The organism is Winogradskyella forsetii, assembly GCF_013394595.1.
Lineage (GTDB): Bacteria > Bacteroidota > Bacteroidia > Flavobacteriales > Flavobacteriaceae > Winogradskyella > Winogradskyella forsetii.
On sequence record NZ_CP053348.1, the window covers coordinates 4082952 to 4099862 of the forward strand.

Sequence of the window (16911 nt, forward strand, 5' to 3'; positions counted from 1 at the left end):
GTTAATGAAAAATGTTTATTGCTCATTGTTTGGTCACGACTACAAAGTCTCCAAAATTGTGACTTACCACGTTAAAGAATATAAGTGTAAAAATTGTAAATCTGAAATGACCATTGATGGCGATGGAAAATTTATTCCTTTAACACCAAAATTCAAAGAAATCAATTCTGTATTAAATCGCGTGCATACTAAACGACTTGAAAAAAGTCAGCGTTTTGTTATGCTTGATTTTTAAGTGCATTCCAACCTTTAGCAATAATCGGAATTTTTTCTTCCGCTCTTGTTACCAAATACATACCTCTATCTTCTTCTGTTATATAACCGATAACCGTTAAATTTGGATTGCCTTTTATTTTAGGAAAATCGTCTTGCGAAATGGTCATTAATAATTCATAATCCTCACCTCCATTTAACGCAATAGTGGTACTATCTAAATTAAACTCTTCACAAGTTGAAATCACTTGTGGATCTAAAGGAATCTTAGTTTCGTAAACATCTGCACCAACCTTACTTTGCTTACATAGATGGATAATTTCAGAGGAAATACCGTCACTAACATCAATCATGCTGGTTGGTTTTACGTCCAGTTTCTTAAGTAATTCTACTATATCCTTACGTGCTTCAGGTTTTAGCTGGCGCTCAATAATGTAAGTGTACATGGATAAATCGGGTTGGTTATTTGGATTTACCTTAAAAACTTCCTTTTCGCGCTCCAAAACCTGTAATCCCATAAAAGCCCCACCGACATCTCCTGTCACTACGATTAAATCATTAGGTTTTGCACCAGAACGCAACACTTCATTCCCTTTGTCAACTTCTCCTATCGCTGTCACAGAAATTAGCAACCCAGAAGTTGAAGACGTGGTATCTCCACCGATCACATCGACGTTGTAAATTTCTGCCGCTGTGGAAATTCCGTCATATAATTCTTCAAGTGCTTCTAGAGGAAAACGGTTAGAAACAGCAATCGAAACCGTAACCTGCGTAGCAACGGCATTCATGGCGTAAATGTCAGAAAGATTCACTACAACCGCCTTGTAGCCCAAGTGTTTTAATGGCGCATAACTCAAATCAAAATGTACACCTTCGACTAATAAGTCTGTTGAAACAACAATTTGTTTTTTACCAAAACTTAATACAGCAGCATCATCTCCAATACCTTTTACAGTAGATTTTTGGGTCACTTTAAAGTGATCCGTCAAATGTTCTATAAGTTTAAATTCTCCTAATTCACTTAAAGGCGTTCGCTGTGGGTTTTTATCTTCAATCATAATGCAAAAATATTGTGCTTTTTTTGAATAGAATTACTTCTAAGGTAATTTATTATAAAAAGATCAAGTATTTCGTTGCCCGCATTTGCCCATATGCCTATATTTCAAACCAATTTTTTTCTATTAGAATCTAAATATTTTATGTATTTCATCGAAATATCAAGCATTTTGACCAAAACTTACTTTGGTTTTATATAAATTGTAATCCCCTAATCTTTATAACTAATGAAACCTACTTCTACAGAAACACTCCCTTGTGCCATTTTTGGGCACAATTATGTAAGATCAAAAACCAATTTGGATCATACGATAGAGATGACGTGCTCACATTGCGATACCGTAGTGGTCACTGACCGTCATGGAAATTTTGAAAATCACACTGTACCCAACAGTCAAGTAACAGACACCTTACAAGAATTATATAGACTTACAAGACGTATTCCTAAAACCAAAGTGGCTATATAATTCCTATTCCACATTGACTTTTACTTGATTTAAGTACCATAGCCAAATCTTATCAAATCATATGCTAATATAATGTTAGTACCTATGGTTTAACCTCTGTTATATCGTATATTTGCATTCTATTTAGAACTAATCTAGTTAAACGATATGATTAAAGTCTCTGATCACGCAAAAAAGAAAGTCATGGAGCTCATGACTGACGATGGCTACAATCCAAGCACAGACTACGTGAGAGTTGGTGTGAAAAGTGGTGGCTGTTCTGGTTTGTCCTATGATTTAAAGTTTGACAAATCGCAAGCTGAAGATGACAAAGTCTTTGAAGATAATGACGTTAAAATCATTGTCGATAAAAAGAGTTTTCTCTACCTCATAGGTACAACCTTGGAATATTCTGGTGGATTGAACGGAACTGGCTTTGTCTTTAATAACCCAAATGCGAATCGCACTTGCGGTTGTGGTGAATCTTTTTCATTATAAAAAAACGAAAACACACATGTCAAAATATACTGAAGACGACCTTAGAGAGGAATTAAAAACCAAAGAATACGAATACGGTTTTTATACAAATATTGAATCTGACACTTTCCCTATTGGTCTAAATGAAGAGATTGTTATAGCTATTTCCAAGAAAAAAGAAGAACCGGAATGGATGACGGCTTGGCGATTGGAAGCGTTTAAAGTTTGGAAGGAAATGACAGAGCCGGATTGGGCCAATGTCCATTATGAAAAACCAGATTTTCAAGCGATTTCCTATTATTCTGCACCAAACAATAAACCAAAATACGATAGTATTGATGAAGTGGACCCAGAATTATTGGCGACTTTTGAAAAACTAGGAATCTCATTAGATGAGCAAAAGAAATTAGCTGGAGTTGCTATGGATGTCGTTGTTGATTCTGTTTCAGTAGCAACGACTTTCAAAAAGACTTTAGGCGAAAAAGGAATCATCTTTATGAGTATTTCTGAAGCTATAAAGGAGCATCCTGAGTTAGTAAGAAAGCACCTTGGAACTGTAGTTCCCCAAAAGGATAATTTTTATGCAGCGTTGAATTCAGCAGTTTTCAGTGATGGTTCATTCTGTTACATTCCAAAAGGTGTGCGTTGTCCAATGGAGTTATCCACCTATTTTAGAATTAACCAAGCAGGAACAGGCCAATTTGAAAGAACTTTGGTAGTTGCTGATGAAGGTAGTTATGTATCGTATTTAGAAGGATGTACCGCACCTAGCAGAGATGAAAATCAATTACATGCTGCTGTCGTAGAATTAATTGCCTTAGATGATGCCGAAATAAAATATTCAACCGTACAAAACTGGTACCCAGGAAACGCTGAAGGAAAAGGTGGTGTTTTCAATTTTGTTACTAAAAGAGGGCTTTGTGAGAAAAACGCAAAAATTTCTTGGACACAGGTAGAAACGGGTTCTGCGGTCACTTGGAAATACCCTTCTTGTGTACTAAAAGGCGACAATTCCGTGGGCGAATTTTATTCCATTGCTGTAACTAACAATTACCAGCAAGCCGATACAGGTACAAAAATGGTTCACTTAGGAAAAAACACTAAATCAACTATTATCTCAAAAGGAATTTCTGCAGGTCACTCACAAAACTCATATCGTGGTTTGGTACAAATCAATTCCAGAGCGGAAAATGCACGTAATTTTTCACAATGTGATAGTTTACTGATGGGAAATGAATGTGGTGCACACACGTTTCCTTATATAGAAGCGAAAAATAAAAGTGCTATGATTGAGCACGAAGCGACCACAAGTAAAATTGGTGAAGACCAAATTTTCTATTGTAACCAAAGAGGTATCGATACCGAAAAAGCCATTGCTTTAATCGTCAATGGATTCAGTAAGGAAGTCCTCAATAAACTACCAATGGAATTTGCTGTGGAAGCACAAAAATTATTGGAAATTAGCCTTGAGGGCTCAGTAGGATAAAAATCAATAATAATATTCCTTCTTAGAGAAGGTAAGAATGTGATACTGAAATAAATTCAGCATAATATGAAAAAAACACTATTAATATTATCACTTGCACTAGCATTTGTAGCCTGCAAAGATTCCAAAAAAGGAGTGAAAGACGGTTACAACGATACGACAGAAGTCGCAGAAGCTCCAAAAAAGGAAGGTGTAAAATTATATACACTAGATGGAGGAACAGTTCAAGTTAATAAATTAGAGGTTTTCTCTCAAGACACCACGTATCAAGGGCAATCAAAAACTTTTGCGGATGCTTTTTATATCATTGAACATCCAAATGGCAGAATGCTATGGGATGCTGGTTTAGCGGAAGGATTGGTTGGTCAAGAACCATTTTCAACACCAGATGGTGTATTTAAAGTCTCTCGTAAAGATTCTGTTATGTCTCAACTAAAGAGCTTAAATCTCACACCAGAAGATTTTGATTTTATTGCCTTGTCGCACACACACTTCGACCATACAGGTTCGGCTTCAAAATTTGCCGATGCCACGTGGTTGGTTCAAGCAAGTGAATACGATTTTATCACTAGTGAAGAACAGAAAAAAGGAGATAATTATCCGCCTATATCTCAATTAAAAAATGTGGAAAAACTTAATGGAGACTATGATGTTTTTGGCGACGGAACTGTAGTTATTAAATCCATGCCAGGGCACACGCCAGGCCATCAGGCTTTATTCTTAAAATTAGAAAATGCTGGGAATGTCTTATTGACTGGAGATTTGTACCATTTTCAAGAAAATAGAGATAATAAAGGGATTCCAAGCTTTAATTATGATGTTGAAGCCACTTTAAAAAGTATGGAACTATTTGAAGCTTTCGCTAAAGAAAATAATGCTGCTGTTTACATTCAGCATAGCGCAGACGATTTTAACCGATTACCAAAATACCCTAAATATTTAGACTAATGCTTAAACATTCATTGGCCATATTAATGTGCCTTGCACTATTTGTTTCATGTAAAAACGAACCAAAAAAAGAGGTAAATCTTGAAGAAAACCGCGCAAAATCCTTCGATCAAAATGATGGGTTTATAACTTTAAGAGGCGACTTCGTCTATTATGCAGATGCTGCCGTATTACAAACACCAAAGGAAATATATGGTGTGGTCATCGATGAGAATATGCACCTCTTGGAAGAACAAGTAAAACCTTTAAAAAAAGAAGCGACCGATATGGTTCCCGTAACTGTAAGAGTTCGCAAATTTGAAAAAGATTCGCTTGAAGAAGGTTGGCAATACCGCGTAGAAATAAAAGAAATTTTAAAGGTTGAAGCACCCAACCCAGAATCAAAAGACGTTATAAAATTAGCAAATTAAGATTATGTTAAAAATAAAAAACTTACACGCCAGTGTAGAAGATAAAGCCATATTAAAAGGAATTAATCTCGAAGTGACCGCAGGAGAAGTACATGCCATTATGGGACCAAACGGTTCTGGTAAAAGTACTTTGGCTGCCGTAATTGCTGGTAAGGAGGAATATGAAGTTACCGAAGGTTCAATAGAATTGGAAGATGAAGATATCGATGAATTAGCGGCAGAAGAACGTGCGCACAAAGGTATTTTCCTATCGTTTCAATATCCTGTTGAAATCCCTGGAGTAAGTGTCACAAACTTTATGAAAACGGCTATTAATGAAACTCGAAAAGCCAAAGGCTTGGAAGATATGCCGGCAAAGGATATGCTGAAAATGATTCGTGAAAAATCGGAATTACTGGAAATTGACCGTAAATTTTTATCACGTTCCTTAAACCAAGGCTTTTCTGGTGGAGAAAAGAAACGAAATGAAATTTTTCAAATGGCGATGTTAGAACCAAAATTGGCCATATTGGATGAAACCGATTCCGGATTGGATATCGATGCGCTTCGTATCGTTGCCAATGGCGTCAATAAATTGAAATCCAAAGACAATGCGGTTATTGTTATAACACATTACCAACGTCTGTTAGACCATATCGTTCCAGATTTTGTACATGTGTTACACGAAGGTAGAATTGTAAAAACAGGAGGCAAGGAATTAGCACACGAGCTAGAAGCCAAGGGTTACGATTGGATTAAGGAAGAGGTTAACGCCTGATTAGTAGGCAGTGGTCAGTCTGCAGTTGGCAGTTGCTTACTCTACTCTGATTATTTGCTACCAAAACATTAAATAAAGTAATCATTATTCTTTATTAGTTTACGATTGAGTGAACTAAGGACTGAAGACTGAGTACTTAATACTGAACAACATGAGTTTAAAAGAAAAATTAGTATCGTCATTTATGGCCTTTGAGGACACCGTTGATGTGCACTCGTCCATACATGACATTCGTACTGAAGCTATAAAGACTTTTGAAGCTGAAGGGTTTCCTTCAAAGCGTTTGGAAGATTGGAAATACACATCGTTGAATTCGATTTTAAAGCACGATTATAGTGTGTTTCCAAAGCATGAAAATGACATAGAGTTTAAAGATGTAAAGAAATATTTTATACATGAAATTGATGCGTATAAAATCATTTTTATAGATGGAAAATATGCGTCGCATTTATCACAAACGACGCATGACGGTTTGGATGTTTGCCTCATGTCTGCAGCATTGACCAAGCCAAAATATAAAATGGTAATTGATAACTATTTCAATACGATTGCAGCAAAAAACAGCTTGTCGTCATTGAATACGGCATTTTCGTATGAAGGGGCTTATATTAATATTCCTAAAAACAAGGTGGTTGAAAAACCAATTCAAATCATTCATTTCTCAACAGGAAACGAAGCTGCGGTTATGTTACAACCTCGTAACTTAATTGTGGTCAATGAAAATGCACATGTTCAGATTATCGAGCGTCATCAGAGTTTGACGGACAATCCGGTTTTAACGAATTCGGTAACTGAAATTTTCACCAACAAACGCGCCATTGTAGATTATTATAAAATTCAGAATGACAGGCAAACAGCGTCATTAATTGATAACACTTTTGTAAATCAAAAACAGGAAAGTTTAGCTAAAGTGCATACCTTTTCTTTTGGTGGAAAATTGATCAGAAACAATCTCGAATTTTACCAAAACGGCGAGCGTATTGATTCTACCATGAAAGGCATCACCATTATTGGCGATAAACAGCATGTAGACCACAATACATTGGTACATCATATTGAACCAAATTGCGAAAGCCATCAAGATTACAAAGGTATTTTTGATGATAGTGCCACAGGCGTTTTTAATGGGAAAGTGGTCGTTGAGAAATTGGCACAAAAAACCAATGCATTTCAGGCCAACAACAATATTTTAATAAGCGACAAAGCGAGCATCAATACCAAACCTCAACTTGAAATTTTTGCGGATGACGTTAAATGTTCCCATGGTTGTACGATTGGTCAATTGGATGAAAGCGCCATGTTCTATTTACGTTCTCGTGGAATTCCAGAAAAAGAAGCTAGAGCATTATTGATGTTTGCATTTAGCAACAATGTTATGGACTCTGTGAAAATTCCTGAGGTAAAAAATAGGATTACTAAGATTATTGCTAAGAAATTGGGCGTTAATATTGGGTTTGATGATTTGTAAAATTTATCAATTATAAAATTTTGAAAGGATTGCTATTTAGCGATCCTTTTCTTTTTTAAATACAATTTCTTTCACAGTACCATCACAGGATAAAAGCATTCCAGTAACAGAATTACTTTCATCTTTTATAAAGTGATAAAGTGTTCTATCATTATTTCCGAATTGATTTAACTGAATAGGCTTTAAGTTGACTTTTTCATTCCCTTTGAAGGCTAATTTAAGGCTCTCGTTTTCAACAAAAAAACGATAGGTAACATCTAATTCTTCAGAATAAAAACAACCTCCAAACGCATTGAGTACTACTGAATCTGCGTCAATAAATTTAGCGCGTTCAAAGAAAAATGGTGTGCCACCAAATGAAATTATCATATCATGAGTTGCTGATGGTGAAAAATCATATTTTACCTGCTCACTTTGTTCTCTGTGAAACTTATTCTTATCAAATTGCACCAAAGCCACAGACATTTTTCCTAAAGAACCTTTGGATTTTAAGGTGTCATTCTCTACAAATAAAGTCATAGTCATATCGCTATTAATTTCCTTGAATTCGCCAACAAAATTATTGAGGTCCTGCTTTTCAAAAGATGCATTGATTGTATTTTCATTTTGAAAATTCTGATCATCTAAAAGCACATCTAAAATTTGATACGCAATTCCTGTGGCATTGATGCTTTCTAAATTGGTCAAAACAACAATACCAATTTGATGTTCCTTTATAGCGATTAAATGTGAGCGTCCGCCATAACCTTGACCACTATGACCTATAACTTCATAACCTTTATAAGTGTCAATCATTAATCCTCTTGCATATTTTGCTTTTTTGCCAGACGATAATACTTCAATTTCTTTTAAAAATTGTGCTAATGATTTAAATTCTTCATTTTGCTCATTTAGCATTTGCATCCAAATTGCCATGTCGTTAACAGAAGAACCCATGCTACCTGCGCCATAACTCAACTGGTCGTTTGTATTAAACTTGAAGCTGTTTTTCTTTTTTTGATAGCCGACAGATTTATTTTTAATTGGATTGCCGTGCTCAACTCTTACAAATGAGCTATGCATTTCTAACGGATCCAAAATTTTGAGCTTGAGATAAGTGTTTAGATTTTGATCTACAATACGTTCCACAATAATTGCTAACAAATTATAATTGGTATTGGAATAGCTTACTTTTTCACCAGGTAAATGGTTTAAAGATTTTTGTCTAACCGCTAAACCTAAAACTGTGCTATTGTCGTAATACGAGGTATCATAATTAAAACCAGCCAAATACATCAATGTATGATAATTTCGAATTCCGCTGGTATGATTTAGTAAATGTTTGATCTTTACTTGCTCCTCATACTCGGGAAATTCAGGCAAATAGAGTCTGATGTCATCGTCTAAACTAATTTTACCCTCTTTTGACAATGCCCAAATTGCTGAGGCCGTAAATTGTTTTGCTAGAGATGCTATATCAAAAATCGTGGAATCCGAATTTTTAACAGTGTAATCTAAACTAGAAAGTCCAAAACCTTTAGCATAAATAGATTTTCCTTGATGGATGACTTTTACGCTTAATCCAGGCGCATCGTTGGTATCGTAAACTTCTAATAAGGCATCGATCTTTTGAACTATCTCTTCCTGGGCTGTTGAGATACAGCACATGAAAAAGCAAACCAATAAGCAACGATATCTTAAGGTTGGCATTGCTTGTATTTTTGGTAGAAATAAGTCGGAATTAAACCAAAGTTTAAAAACAAAAACCCAATAAAAACTATGATGCCTCTGTAAGGCCAGTTTAAAAATTCAAACATGGCGCCTATTCCGAGAATAAAAAACGTCATAAACCCGAGGATATAAAATGATTTCTTCATAATAAATGATTTAAGAATATTTGTGAATTGATTTTTTATAGTTGGCATAAAAATGAACAGGAAGAATGATTAAAACCGAAATTAAAATTGCACCAAGTAACCAGGCATTAGCATAAGGCCATTGCATCATTTGAAATACCAAACTCATAACCAAAAGAAGAATAACTATAAAACCTGCTGAAAACTTCAACTTATTAACCGTAATGATTTGTTTGGCAAGTTTTTGATGATGAGTCTCCAATTGTAGATTCTGAAAACTTGTATAACCACCGAATTTCTGCAGAGCTTGTTGATATAATATGTTAAAATCATCAGCATCTTGATTTTCAATATAGGTACAGATATGATCCACCAAATCCTCTTTTAAGTCTTTGTTTTCCACACCATATAACGCTAAGCTGTTTTCTATAAAAGCAATATGTTTTTCTGACAATTCCATATTTATATGGGTTTAGGATTAAAAATTAAACTCAAGGTCTCAATAAAATCATTGATTTCTTCAGTAACAGTCTCGACCATTTTCTTCCCTTCTTTGGTGACTTTATAATATTTTCTAACACGCTTCCCAATAAAAACCTTTTCGGTTTCCAACACCTTTTTTGCTTCAAGCTTGTGTAGAATGGGATATAATGCACCTTCTGAAATATCAATTTTTCCCGAAGTCATTTTTTTTACGTCTTGCGTAATCTCGTAACCATACATTCTACCCTTAGTATTTATAAGCGCTAGAATGATTGGTTGCAACGTTCCTTTTGTTAATTCTTTGCTATACATAATGCAAATATACATTTTATATAAATGTATCCTAATTAAATGTAAAAAAATGTTATTATTAAACCCTTGTTATAAGTTTTACTTTCATAGCAATGCTTTGTATCTTTGTGTTTATGGAATTAGAACTTATGTTTGATGTACAGAAAATAAGAAAAGACTTCCCAATACTTCAACGTGAAGTTAACGGGAAACCACTCATTTATTTCGATAATGCTGCAACGTCTCAAACACCTCAACAGGTCATTGACGTTATTGTCGATTATTACAGTAATTACAACGCCAATATTCACAGAGGCGTCCATAGTTTAAGTCAGGAAGCGACTGATGCTTATGAGCAAGCGCGATTAAAAATCCAAACGCATTTCAATGCCAAACATAGCCATGAGATTATTTTCACTTCTGGCACAACGCATGGCATCAATTTAGTGGCTAACGGATTTTCTTCAATTTTGAAAAAAGGCGATGAAATTATGGTATCGGCTTTAGAGCACCATAGTAATATTGTGCCTTGGCAAATGCTCTGTGAACGTACAGGCGCAACCCTAAAAGTGATTCCTATGAATCAAAATGGTGAATTGATACTTTCCGAATATGACGAATTACTGAATGAAAACACCAAGTTGGTATTTGTAAACCATATTTCAAATGCTTTAGGAACTATAAATCCCATTGAATACATCATAAAAGAAGCACATAAGGTTGGTGCTGCCGTTTTAGTGGATGGCGCGCAATCCTGTCCGCATATAAGACCAGATGTTCAAGCTTTGGATGTTGATTTTTATGTTTGTTCGGCTCATAAAATGTGTGGTCCAACTGGTGTTGGTATGCTCTACGGAAAAGAGGAATGGTTAAATACATTACCTCCATACCAAGGTGGAGGTGAAATGATTGCTGAAGTCTCTTTCGAAAAAACCACGTATGCAGGTTTACCTCATAAATTCGAAGCTGGAACACCAAACATCTGTGGAGGGATAGCCTTTGGAGCAGCTTTAGATTTTATGAACACGATTGGCTTTGACAATATTGCTAAGTATGAAGATGAGCTTTTAGATTATGGAACCGCAGAGTTACTCAAAATTGAAGGCTTAAAAATTTACGGCACAGCAAAAAATAAAACCTCTGTAATTTCATTTAATGTTGGGTCTATTCATCCTTATGATATTGGAACTATTTTAGACAAAATGGGAATTGCCGTGCGTACAGGTCATCATTGTGCCCAACCTATTATGGATTTTTATAAAATTCCCGGAACCATAAGAGCATCTTTTATGTTTTATAATACTAAGGCAGAAATTGATGCCTTTATAACAGCGCTTAAAAAAGCAATAATGATGTTATCTTAAACTTTGGCATTAAAAGTGTATTTTGTAAGCTCCAAAACCATTACAAATGAAATTTTTATTAAGTTTATTCACCCTTATAATGACGTTTAGCTCTTGTGATTCGTCTAAAAAAGCCGCTGAGCTTAAAGAAACAATGCAAAAAAGACTTTCTGGAACCTACAATATAACCCAGCTTAAAAAGGAAGATGTGCTTTCTAACAAAATTACTATTTCTTTTGACGAAACATCAAATAAGGTCACAGGTTTTGCAGGTTGCAATAGTTTCTTCGGTAGTTACACCTTGGAAAATAATAGGATAGCGTTCAATAACCTGGCTGCTTCAAAAAAATTCTGTCCAAATGATATCATGAAATTTGAAAATCAGTTTTTAGAATCCTTGAGAGCGGTAGATGCATTTTCAAAACGTGGCGATAACATAGTTTTTTCGGCAGAAGATGAGACTATGATCATTGGGACAGAAGCCATTGGCGAGTCTAAAAAAAGTTCGGTTGTAAACTACAGGGATAATACAGCCGTGAAATACCAGTCGATTTCCAGAGGCGCTTTTGATTTTATAATGCTTTCGAAAACAAAACTATCAATTTCTAAAGATAGTAGTCTTAAGACTATTGATAAATATCAAATTGAAGCGGAAGATTGGCAAGCTGTAAATGCATTGATTGAAGCTATTGACGTAGAATCCATTCAAAATTTAACACCGCCTTCTAAAAAGCATCAATATGATGGCGCACCTTTGGCCACTTTAGCCATAATAATTGGCGATGTGGAATATATGACACCTGCTTTTGACCACGGCAATCCACCAGAAGCCATCGAAGCTTTAGTTAATAAAGTGTTATCAATTAAAGAAAACACGTTAAAACAATAGCGATTTTGTAATTTTGCACAAAAGATTGAGACTATGACCATTGAAGACGTACAAAACGAAATTATTGATGAGTTTTCCATGTTTGAAGATTGGGAGGAACGCTACCAATACATGATAGATTTAGGGAAAGACTTACCTTTAATAGACGAAAAATATAAAACTGAAGATAATATCATTAAAGGTTGCCAAAGTAAAGTTTGGGTGCATGCCAATATGCAAGATGATAAAGTGAACTTTACGGCAGATAGCGATGCCATTATTACCAAAGGAATTATAGCCATATTGATCCGCGTATTTTCAAATCAACATCCCAAGGATATTCTAGATGCGAATACTGATTTTATTGATAAAATAGGATTAAAAGAACATTTATCACCAACTAGAGCCAATGGCTTAGTGAGTATGATAAAACAACTAAAAATGTACGCTATTGCGTACCAAACACAATTGAGTTAATTTGTTTAGTCGTTCGTTGTTAAGGCGACAACTAAACGACTAACTACTAAACAGATTTCCATTTGCATGGGAACTAAAAAACAAATTTTAAAATGAGCGATACCACTATAGACACCGCAGTACTGGGAGAAAAAATTCTAAGAGTCATAAAAACCATATACGATCCTGAAATTCCTGTGGATATCTACGAATTAGGGTTAATCTACGATGTTTTTGTAAACGAGGATTTCGAAGTGAAAATCTTAATGACCTTAACAACACCAAACTGTCCTGTGGCAGAAACCTTGCCTTTAGAGGTTGAGGAAAAAGTAAAATCCATTAACGAGGTTAAGGATGCCGAAGTAGAAATTACGTTCGATCCACCTTGGTCACAAGATTTAATGAGCGAGGAAGCCAAGTTAGAACTTGGTATGCTTTAAACAATAGAAATACAAAAAAAAACATATTGACAAAAGAAGTAATAAAGCACAATGAAGGGTTTGAAGCCTTAAACCCAAATTTAAATAGGAAAGTAGTCAATTTAAAGGACTTAATGATTACGGTTATTGATTTCACAAATGGCCCAATGGCTCAACCAGATCCACCGCACAGTCATCCACATGAGCAAATAACTTATGTAGCCAGTGGATCATTAAAATTATTTATTGAAAATCGAGAATATGTTTTGAATGAAGGTGACGTATTCAAGATAGAGTCAAATCTTAGTCATACCGTACAAACCTTAACCGAAAAAGTAAGATTGATTGATAGTTTTAATCCAATTCGCGAAGATTTCCTATAAAGATCTTGCCAGCCGATATCATAAATTACATCACATCTGGCAAATTAGAAGTTACACTCTTTGTAGGTTATGATTTCATAGGCTTATGTGATCAGAATTTAGGAAACTGCTTTATTAAAGACTTTGTAAATGCCAAGACCAAAACCTACTTCCTTAAAGGACGGTAAAAAACAAATTTAAAATCGTCCTTTAATGCCTTAGTTTATATTCCTAGATTCTTTAGAGAAATCTGGAATGTTAACAAAAGCCTCTTTTTGCTGTCCGCTTTTTGCAGACTAATTGGCGCGGTACTTCCTGTTATCATTTTATGGGTAGGAAAATTGATTATCGATGAAATCATACTACAAATTTCATTGGATAATCCCGATTATTATACCCTTTGGACCTATGTGGCCTACGAGTTTGGCTTAATTGTTCTTTCCGATTTAATTAGCAGAGCGATTTCTTTAACAGATGGTTTACTTGGCGACGAATATAATATTGCGACTTCGGTCACTATCATTAAAAAAACCAATCAGATAAATATTAGTTTATTAGAAGATTCTGAATTTTACGACAAGCTAGAACGCGCAAGAACCCAAACGACTGGTCGTGTTGGGCTCATGTCTAATGTACTCGGACAAGCCCAGAGTACTATTTCCATTGCGACGCTTGTTGCTGGTTTAATTTATTTTGAACCTTATTTAATTATACTTCTGGTTCTAAGCATTATTCCGTCGTTTATAAATGAAGTCCGTTTTAGTCAACGCCAATATTCTTTAGCACGAAGCTGGACATCAGAACGACGCGAATTGGATTATTTGCGCTTTATAGGTGCCAACGATAAAACCGCAAAAGAAATCAAGCTTTTTGGCTTAACTGATTTTGTAGTGGACCGTTTTAAAAACTTATCTGAAGAATATTACCAACTCAACAAATCCCTTTCCATTAAGCGTTCCGCTTTAGGATTTTTGTTTAATGTTTTAGGCTCTATCAGTTATTATGGTGCTTATGTGTTTATTATTTACCGTGTACTTTCAGGTGCCATTACCCTTGGGGAATTGACCTTTTTATCGGGTTCTTTTAATCGCTTAATGCGAAACCTTCAGGATTTCTTTTCAAAATTCACACGTATTTCAGAAAGTGCACTGTATTTGAAAGATTATTTCGACTTTATTGATATTTCAATTGTTTCAAAAGTCAAGGAAGATGTTCCATTACCGAAAAAAATTATAAAAGGTTTTGAATTTAAAGACGTTCGATTTGCTTATCCGAATTCTGAGGTTGAAATATTAAAAGGTCTTACGTTCCATCTTAAAGCAGGCGAAAAACTTGCGTTTGTTGGTCAGAATGGTGCCGGAAAAACCACTTTAATTAAATTACTATTACGGTTTTACGAACCTACTTCGGGCGAAATATTATTAGATGGTATCAACATAAACCGTTTCAATATCGCTGAGTATCAAGAATTTTTTGGCGTTATTTTTCAAGATTTCTTTAAATATGAATTTACTGTAAAGGAAAACATTGCCATTGGAAATATAGACGAATTGGAAAACCAAGCTAAAATTGAAAATGCTGCGGAGCTGAGTTTAGCCAACGATGTTGTATCCGAATTGAAACATGGTTACAATCAGCAATTGGGAAAACGGTTTTCTAACGGCCAAGAATTATCTGGCGGTCAATGGCAAAAAGTGGCTTTAGCAAGAGCTTATATGAAAAGTGCTGAAGTAATGATACTAGACGAACCCACATCAGCACTAGACGCACGTGCAGAAAGTGAAGTGTTTGGTCGGTTTATTGGTTTAACAGAGGGTAAAACAAGTATTATCATTTCACACAGATTTAGTACCGTTCGCCAAGCCGATAGAATTTTAGTGTTAGAACATGGGAAAGTTTTGGAAATTGGCACCCATGAAGAGCTGATAAAAAACCAAGATTTGTATTCCGAATTGTTTACGTTACAAGCCGAAGGCTATCAGTAAAATATTTATCTTTGTATTATGGCAGAAGAGATTATTAATAGAGTCGCAATTAGCAAACTAAAAGTTATAGATCTAGAAGACTACTATCCAAAAGGCAATCGCATTCTTTTTGATATCAAAGATTGGTTGGTTGAAGGATTGGTGCTTCGTGAAAAAGAGTTTAGAGCTCATGTTGCAACTCATGACTGGTCGCAATACCAAAATACTTATGTGGCGTTGCATTGTTCAACCGATGCCATTGTGCCCGATTGGGCTTACATGTTGATATCGATTGCGCTTCAGCCGTTTTCAAAAGTAACCATTATTGGTTCTTTAGCCGATTTGGAATCTATTTTATACGCCGATATTATTTCAAACTTGGATATATCGGAATTTGAAGATTTTCCTGTCATTATAAAAGGGTGTTCCCATAAACCCGTGCCTTCAAACGCATTAGTGTTATTATCCCAAAAATTGAAACCCGTAGCTAAATCCATTATGTTTGGAGAGGCTTGTTCTTCGGTGCCGCTCTACAAAAAACCTAAAAATAAATAATACGACCTTAGTGCGATACTGGTGTCTAAAAGATAATGATTTTATTATTTTTTAATTTAACAAAAATCGGAAAACACCTATATTTGCACTCTAATAACGACTATAATTTACTTAAATCTAACCCATAATGAATAAGAAATTACTTTTATCAGCATGCTTTATGTTTGCCATAACACTTGGTTTTGCGCAAACGAAAGAAGAATTACAAGCCCAAAAAGCAGAAAAACAAGCCGAAGCAGACAAGTTTCAAGCTGAAGCTGATGCCTTGCAAAAACAAATTGATGCCTTACCAGGTTGGAGAGTAGGTGCATTTGGTACTATTGGTGGTAGCCTATCTGAATTTAATAATTGGTATGCACAGGGAGCACCTAATAATAGTTCTGGAAATATTGGTATTACGTTTAATGCTTTTGCCAATAAAATCGAAGACAAATATTTTTGGAGAAACTCTTTAAACACCAACCTTTCTTGGGTAAAATTAGATAACAAAGATGTCGATACAGATAGTGATGATTTTGAGCCAACGACAGATGTTTTCAATTTATCATCACTATACGGTAGAAACATAAGCAAAACTTGGGCTATATCTGGTTTAATGGAATACAGAACTACATTATTGGATAACTTTAACGATCCTGGCTACTTAGATCTTGGTGTTGGTGCGACATGGACACCAATCGAAAACTTAATCGTAGTGATCCACCCATTGAACTACAACTTTGTATTTGCTGATAATGATGCCGTTTTTGAATCCTCTTTAGGTGCAAAAATTGTGGCGGATTATACAAGACAAATTGGTGCCATTGCTTTTAAGTCCAACTTTTCAACATTCCAAAGTTACGAATCTAGTGATTTATCTAACTGGACTTGGACGAACTCTTTTAGCTACACACTTTGGAAAATGATTGGTGTTGGTTTCGATTTTGCTTTAAGAAGCAACAAACAAGAAGCCTTAAGCTATGCTCTTGGTCAGTATGACCCAATGGGAACAGCGGCTGAACCAACATTTGACAATATTGATAACAAATTACAATCGTATTACACTATTGGTTTGAGCTATAAGTTCTAATCGCA

General features: G+C 35.2%; 20 protein-coding genes and 1 pseudogene. 16 read left to right on the forward strand and 5 right to left on the reverse strand.

What is annotated here, in order from left to right; genetic code table 11:
• The first annotated feature begins 4 nt into the window (after window positions 1-4).
• Window positions 5-235 (forward strand): hypothetical protein, encoded by a 231-nt coding sequence (locus HM987_RS17475; RefSeq protein WP_179009301.1) that lies wholly within the window; start codon window positions 5-7, stop codon window positions 233-235.
• Here HM987_RS17475 and thiL read toward each other — a convergent pair.
• Window positions 219-1271: a thiamine-phosphate kinase gene (thiL, locus tag HM987_RS17480; RefSeq protein ID WP_179009302.1), complete on the reverse strand. Its 1053-nt coding sequence runs from the start codon at window positions 1269-1271 to the stop codon at window positions 219-221. The two genes, HM987_RS17475 and thiL, sit on opposite strands and share 17 nt — an antisense overlap.
• Before the next feature lie 225 nt (window positions 1272-1496).
• Between thiL and HM987_RS17485 the strand changes: the two genes are divergently transcribed.
• From HM987_RS17485 to sufD, 7 genes are all read left to right on the forward strand, one after another.
• Window positions 1497-1736 carry a hypothetical protein gene (locus HM987_RS17485; protein ID WP_179009303.1) on the forward strand — a complete coding sequence of 80 codons (240 nt, stop codon included), beginning with the start codon at window positions 1497-1499 and terminating at the stop codon, window positions 1734-1736.
• A gap of 147 nt (window positions 1737-1883) precedes the next feature.
• Window positions 1884-2213, forward strand: a complete 330-nt coding sequence (locus HM987_RS17490; protein ID WP_179009304.1) for a HesB/IscA family protein — start codon at window positions 1884-1886, stop codon at window positions 2211-2213.
• A 16-nt stretch (window positions 2214-2229) separates the two neighbouring features.
• Entirely contained in the window at window positions 2230-3678 is a 1449-nt protein-coding gene (gene sufB / locus HM987_RS17495; protein WP_179009305.1) for a Fe-S cluster assembly protein SufB, read from the forward strand.
• 66 nt (window positions 3679-3744) lie between these two features.
• Window positions 3745-4626: an N-acyl homoserine lactonase family protein gene (locus HM987_RS17500; protein WP_179009306.1), complete on the forward strand. Its 882-nt coding sequence runs from the start codon at window positions 3745-3747 to the stop codon at window positions 4624-4626.
• Window positions 4626-5036 carry a hypothetical protein gene (locus HM987_RS17505; RefSeq protein WP_179009307.1) on the forward strand — a complete coding sequence of 137 codons (411 nt, stop codon included), beginning with the start codon at window positions 4626-4628 and terminating at the stop codon, window positions 5034-5036. The genes HM987_RS17500 and HM987_RS17505 overlap by 1 nt, the downstream gene beginning before the upstream one ends.
• A gap of 4 nt (window positions 5037-5040) precedes the next feature.
• Window positions 5041-5793, forward strand: coding sequence for a Fe-S cluster assembly ATPase SufC (gene sufC / locus HM987_RS17510; protein WP_179009308.1), 753 nt, complete (start codon window positions 5041-5043; stop codon window positions 5791-5793).
• A gap of 151 nt (window positions 5794-5944) precedes the next feature.
• The gene (sufD, locus tag HM987_RS17515; protein WP_179009309.1) at window positions 5945-7261 is read left to right on the forward strand and encodes a Fe-S cluster assembly protein SufD; all 1317 of its coding nucleotides are present in this window, start codon (window positions 5945-5947) and stop codon (window positions 7259-7261) included.
• Window positions 7262-7297: 36 nt separating this feature from the next.
• Here sufD and HM987_RS17520 read toward each other — a convergent pair whose 3' ends face one another.
• From HM987_RS17520 to HM987_RS17535, 4 genes are read right to left on the reverse strand one after another with little or no spacing between them, the layout of a single operon-like run.
• Window positions 7298-8950: a serine hydrolase domain-containing protein gene (locus HM987_RS17520; protein WP_179009310.1), complete on the reverse strand. Its 1653-nt coding sequence runs from the start codon at window positions 8948-8950 to the stop codon at window positions 7298-7300.
• Window positions 8938-9117, reverse strand: a complete 180-nt coding sequence (locus HM987_RS17525; protein ID WP_179009311.1) for a hypothetical protein — start codon at window positions 9115-9117, stop codon at window positions 8938-8940. The genes HM987_RS17520 and HM987_RS17525 overlap by 13 nt, the downstream gene beginning before the upstream one ends.
• Window positions 9118-9127: 10 nt before the next feature.
• Window positions 9128-9556, reverse strand: coding sequence for a DUF3309 domain-containing protein (locus HM987_RS17530; RefSeq protein ID WP_179009312.1), 429 nt, complete (start codon window positions 9554-9556; stop codon window positions 9128-9130).
• 2 nt (window positions 9557-9558) lie between these two features.
• Window positions 9559-9891, reverse strand: a complete 333-nt coding sequence (locus HM987_RS17535) for a PadR family transcriptional regulator (RefSeq protein ID WP_179009313.1) — start codon at window positions 9889-9891, stop codon at window positions 9559-9561.
• Between the two features lie 128 nt (window positions 9892-10019).
• Here HM987_RS17535 and HM987_RS17540 point away from each other — a divergent pair, with 128 nt between their 5' ends.
• The 8 genes and pseudogenes from HM987_RS17540 to HM987_RS17575 all read left to right on the forward strand — a co-directional run bounded on the left by HM987_RS17540 (window position 10020) and on the right by HM987_RS17575 (window position 16906).
• Window positions 10020-11234, forward strand: coding sequence for an aminotransferase class V-fold PLP-dependent enzyme (locus tag HM987_RS17540; RefSeq protein WP_179010130.1), 1215 nt, complete (start codon window positions 10020-10022; stop codon window positions 11232-11234).
• Between the two features lie 46 nt (window positions 11235-11280).
• Window positions 11281-12102, forward strand: coding sequence for an META domain-containing protein (locus HM987_RS17545; protein ID WP_179009314.1), 822 nt, complete (start codon window positions 11281-11283; stop codon window positions 12100-12102).
• Between the two features lie 33 nt (window positions 12103-12135).
• Window positions 12136-12558 carry a SufE family protein gene (locus tag HM987_RS17550; RefSeq protein ID WP_179009315.1) on the forward strand — a complete coding sequence of 141 codons (423 nt, stop codon included), beginning with the start codon at window positions 12136-12138 and terminating at the stop codon, window positions 12556-12558.
• Window positions 12559-12650: 92 nt separating this feature from the next.
• Window positions 12651-12977 carry an iron-sulfur cluster assembly protein gene (locus HM987_RS17555; protein WP_178991679.1) on the forward strand — a complete coding sequence of 109 codons (327 nt, stop codon included), beginning with the start codon at window positions 12651-12653 and terminating at the stop codon, window positions 12975-12977.
• Between the two features lie 26 nt (window positions 12978-13003).
• Window positions 13004-13339 (forward strand): cupin domain-containing protein, encoded by a 336-nt coding sequence (locus HM987_RS17560; RefSeq protein WP_179009316.1) that lies wholly within the window; start codon window positions 13004-13006, stop codon window positions 13337-13339.
• Window positions 13340-13468: 129 nt separating this feature from the next.
• Window positions 13469-15303 (forward strand): annotated as a pseudogene (locus HM987_RS17565) (ABC transporter ATP-binding protein).
• 18 nt (window positions 15304-15321) lie between these two features.
• Window positions 15322-15837: a DUF2480 family protein gene (locus HM987_RS17570; RefSeq protein ID WP_179009317.1), complete on the forward strand. Its 516-nt coding sequence runs from the start codon at window positions 15322-15324 to the stop codon at window positions 15835-15837.
• Between the two features lie 127 nt (window positions 15838-15964).
• A complete protein-coding gene (locus HM987_RS17575; RefSeq protein WP_179009318.1) occupies window positions 15965-16906 on the forward strand; it encodes a DUF3078 domain-containing protein in 942 nt (313 codons plus the stop codon).
• Window positions 16907-16911 lie beyond the last annotated feature (5 nt).

Excerpts from the sequence above, each read along its gene's own strand:
- sufB (WP_179009305.1), top strand. The coding sequence starts at position 2,230 with ATGTCAAAATATACTGAAGACGACCTTAGAGAGGAATTAAAAACCAAA.
- HM987_RS17500 (WP_179009306.1), top strand. The coding sequence starts at position 3,745 with ATGAAAAAAACACTATTAATATTATCACTTGCACTAGCATTTGTAGCC.
- sufC (WP_179009308.1), top strand. The coding sequence starts at position 5,041 with ATGTTAAAAATAAAAAACTTACACGCCAGTGTAGAAGATAAAGCCATA.
- HM987_RS17545 (WP_179009314.1), top strand. The coding sequence starts at position 11,281 with ATGAAATTTTTATTAAGTTTATTCACCCTTATAATGACGTTTAGCTCT.
- HM987_RS17490 (WP_179009304.1), top strand. The coding sequence starts at position 1,884 with ATGATTAAAGTCTCTGATCACGCAAAAAAGAAAGTCATGGAGCTCATG.
- sufD (WP_179009309.1), top strand. The coding sequence starts at position 5,945 with ATGAGTTTAAAAGAAAAATTAGTATCGTCATTTATGGCCTTTGAGGAC.
- HM987_RS17575 (WP_179009318.1), top strand. The coding sequence starts at position 15,965 with ATGAATAAGAAATTACTTTTATCAGCATGCTTTATGTTTGCCATAACA.
- HM987_RS17555 (WP_178991679.1), top strand. The coding sequence starts at position 12,651 with ATGAGCGATACCACTATAGACACCGCAGTACTGGGAGAAAAAATTCTA.
- HM987_RS17570 (WP_179009317.1), top strand. The coding sequence starts at position 15,322 with ATGGCAGAAGAGATTATTAATAGAGTCGCAATTAGCAAACTAAAAGTT.
- HM987_RS17520 (WP_179009310.1), bottom strand. The coding sequence starts at position 8,950 with ATGCCAACCTTAAGATATCGTTGCTTATTGGTTTGCTTTTTCATGTGC.
- HM987_RS17535 (WP_179009313.1), bottom strand. The coding sequence starts at position 9,891 with ATGTATAGCAAAGAATTAACAAAAGGAACGTTGCAACCAATCATTCTA.
- HM987_RS17525 (WP_179009311.1), bottom strand. The coding sequence starts at position 9,117 with ATGAAGAAATCATTTTATATCCTCGGGTTTATGACGTTTTTTATTCTC.
- HM987_RS17485 (WP_179009303.1), top strand. The coding sequence starts at position 1,497 with ATGAAACCTACTTCTACAGAAACACTCCCTTGTGCCATTTTTGGGCAC.
- HM987_RS17550 (WP_179009315.1), top strand. The coding sequence starts at position 12,136 with ATGACCATTGAAGACGTACAAAACGAAATTATTGATGAGTTTTCCATG.
- HM987_RS17540 (WP_179010130.1), top strand. The coding sequence starts at position 10,020 with ATGTTTGATGTACAGAAAATAAGAAAAGACTTCCCAATACTTCAACGT.
- HM987_RS17505 (WP_179009307.1), top strand. The coding sequence starts at position 4,626 with ATGCTTAAACATTCATTGGCCATATTAATGTGCCTTGCACTATTTGTT.
- thiL (WP_179009302.1), bottom strand. The coding sequence starts at position 1,271 with ATGATTGAAGATAAAAACCCACAGCGAACGCCTTTAAGTGAATTAGGA.
- HM987_RS17530 (WP_179009312.1), bottom strand. The coding sequence starts at position 9,556 with ATGGAATTGTCAGAAAAACATATTGCTTTTATAGAAAACAGCTTAGCG.
- HM987_RS17475 (WP_179009301.1), top strand. The coding sequence starts at position 5 with ATGAAAAATGTTTATTGCTCATTGTTTGGTCACGACTACAAAGTCTCC.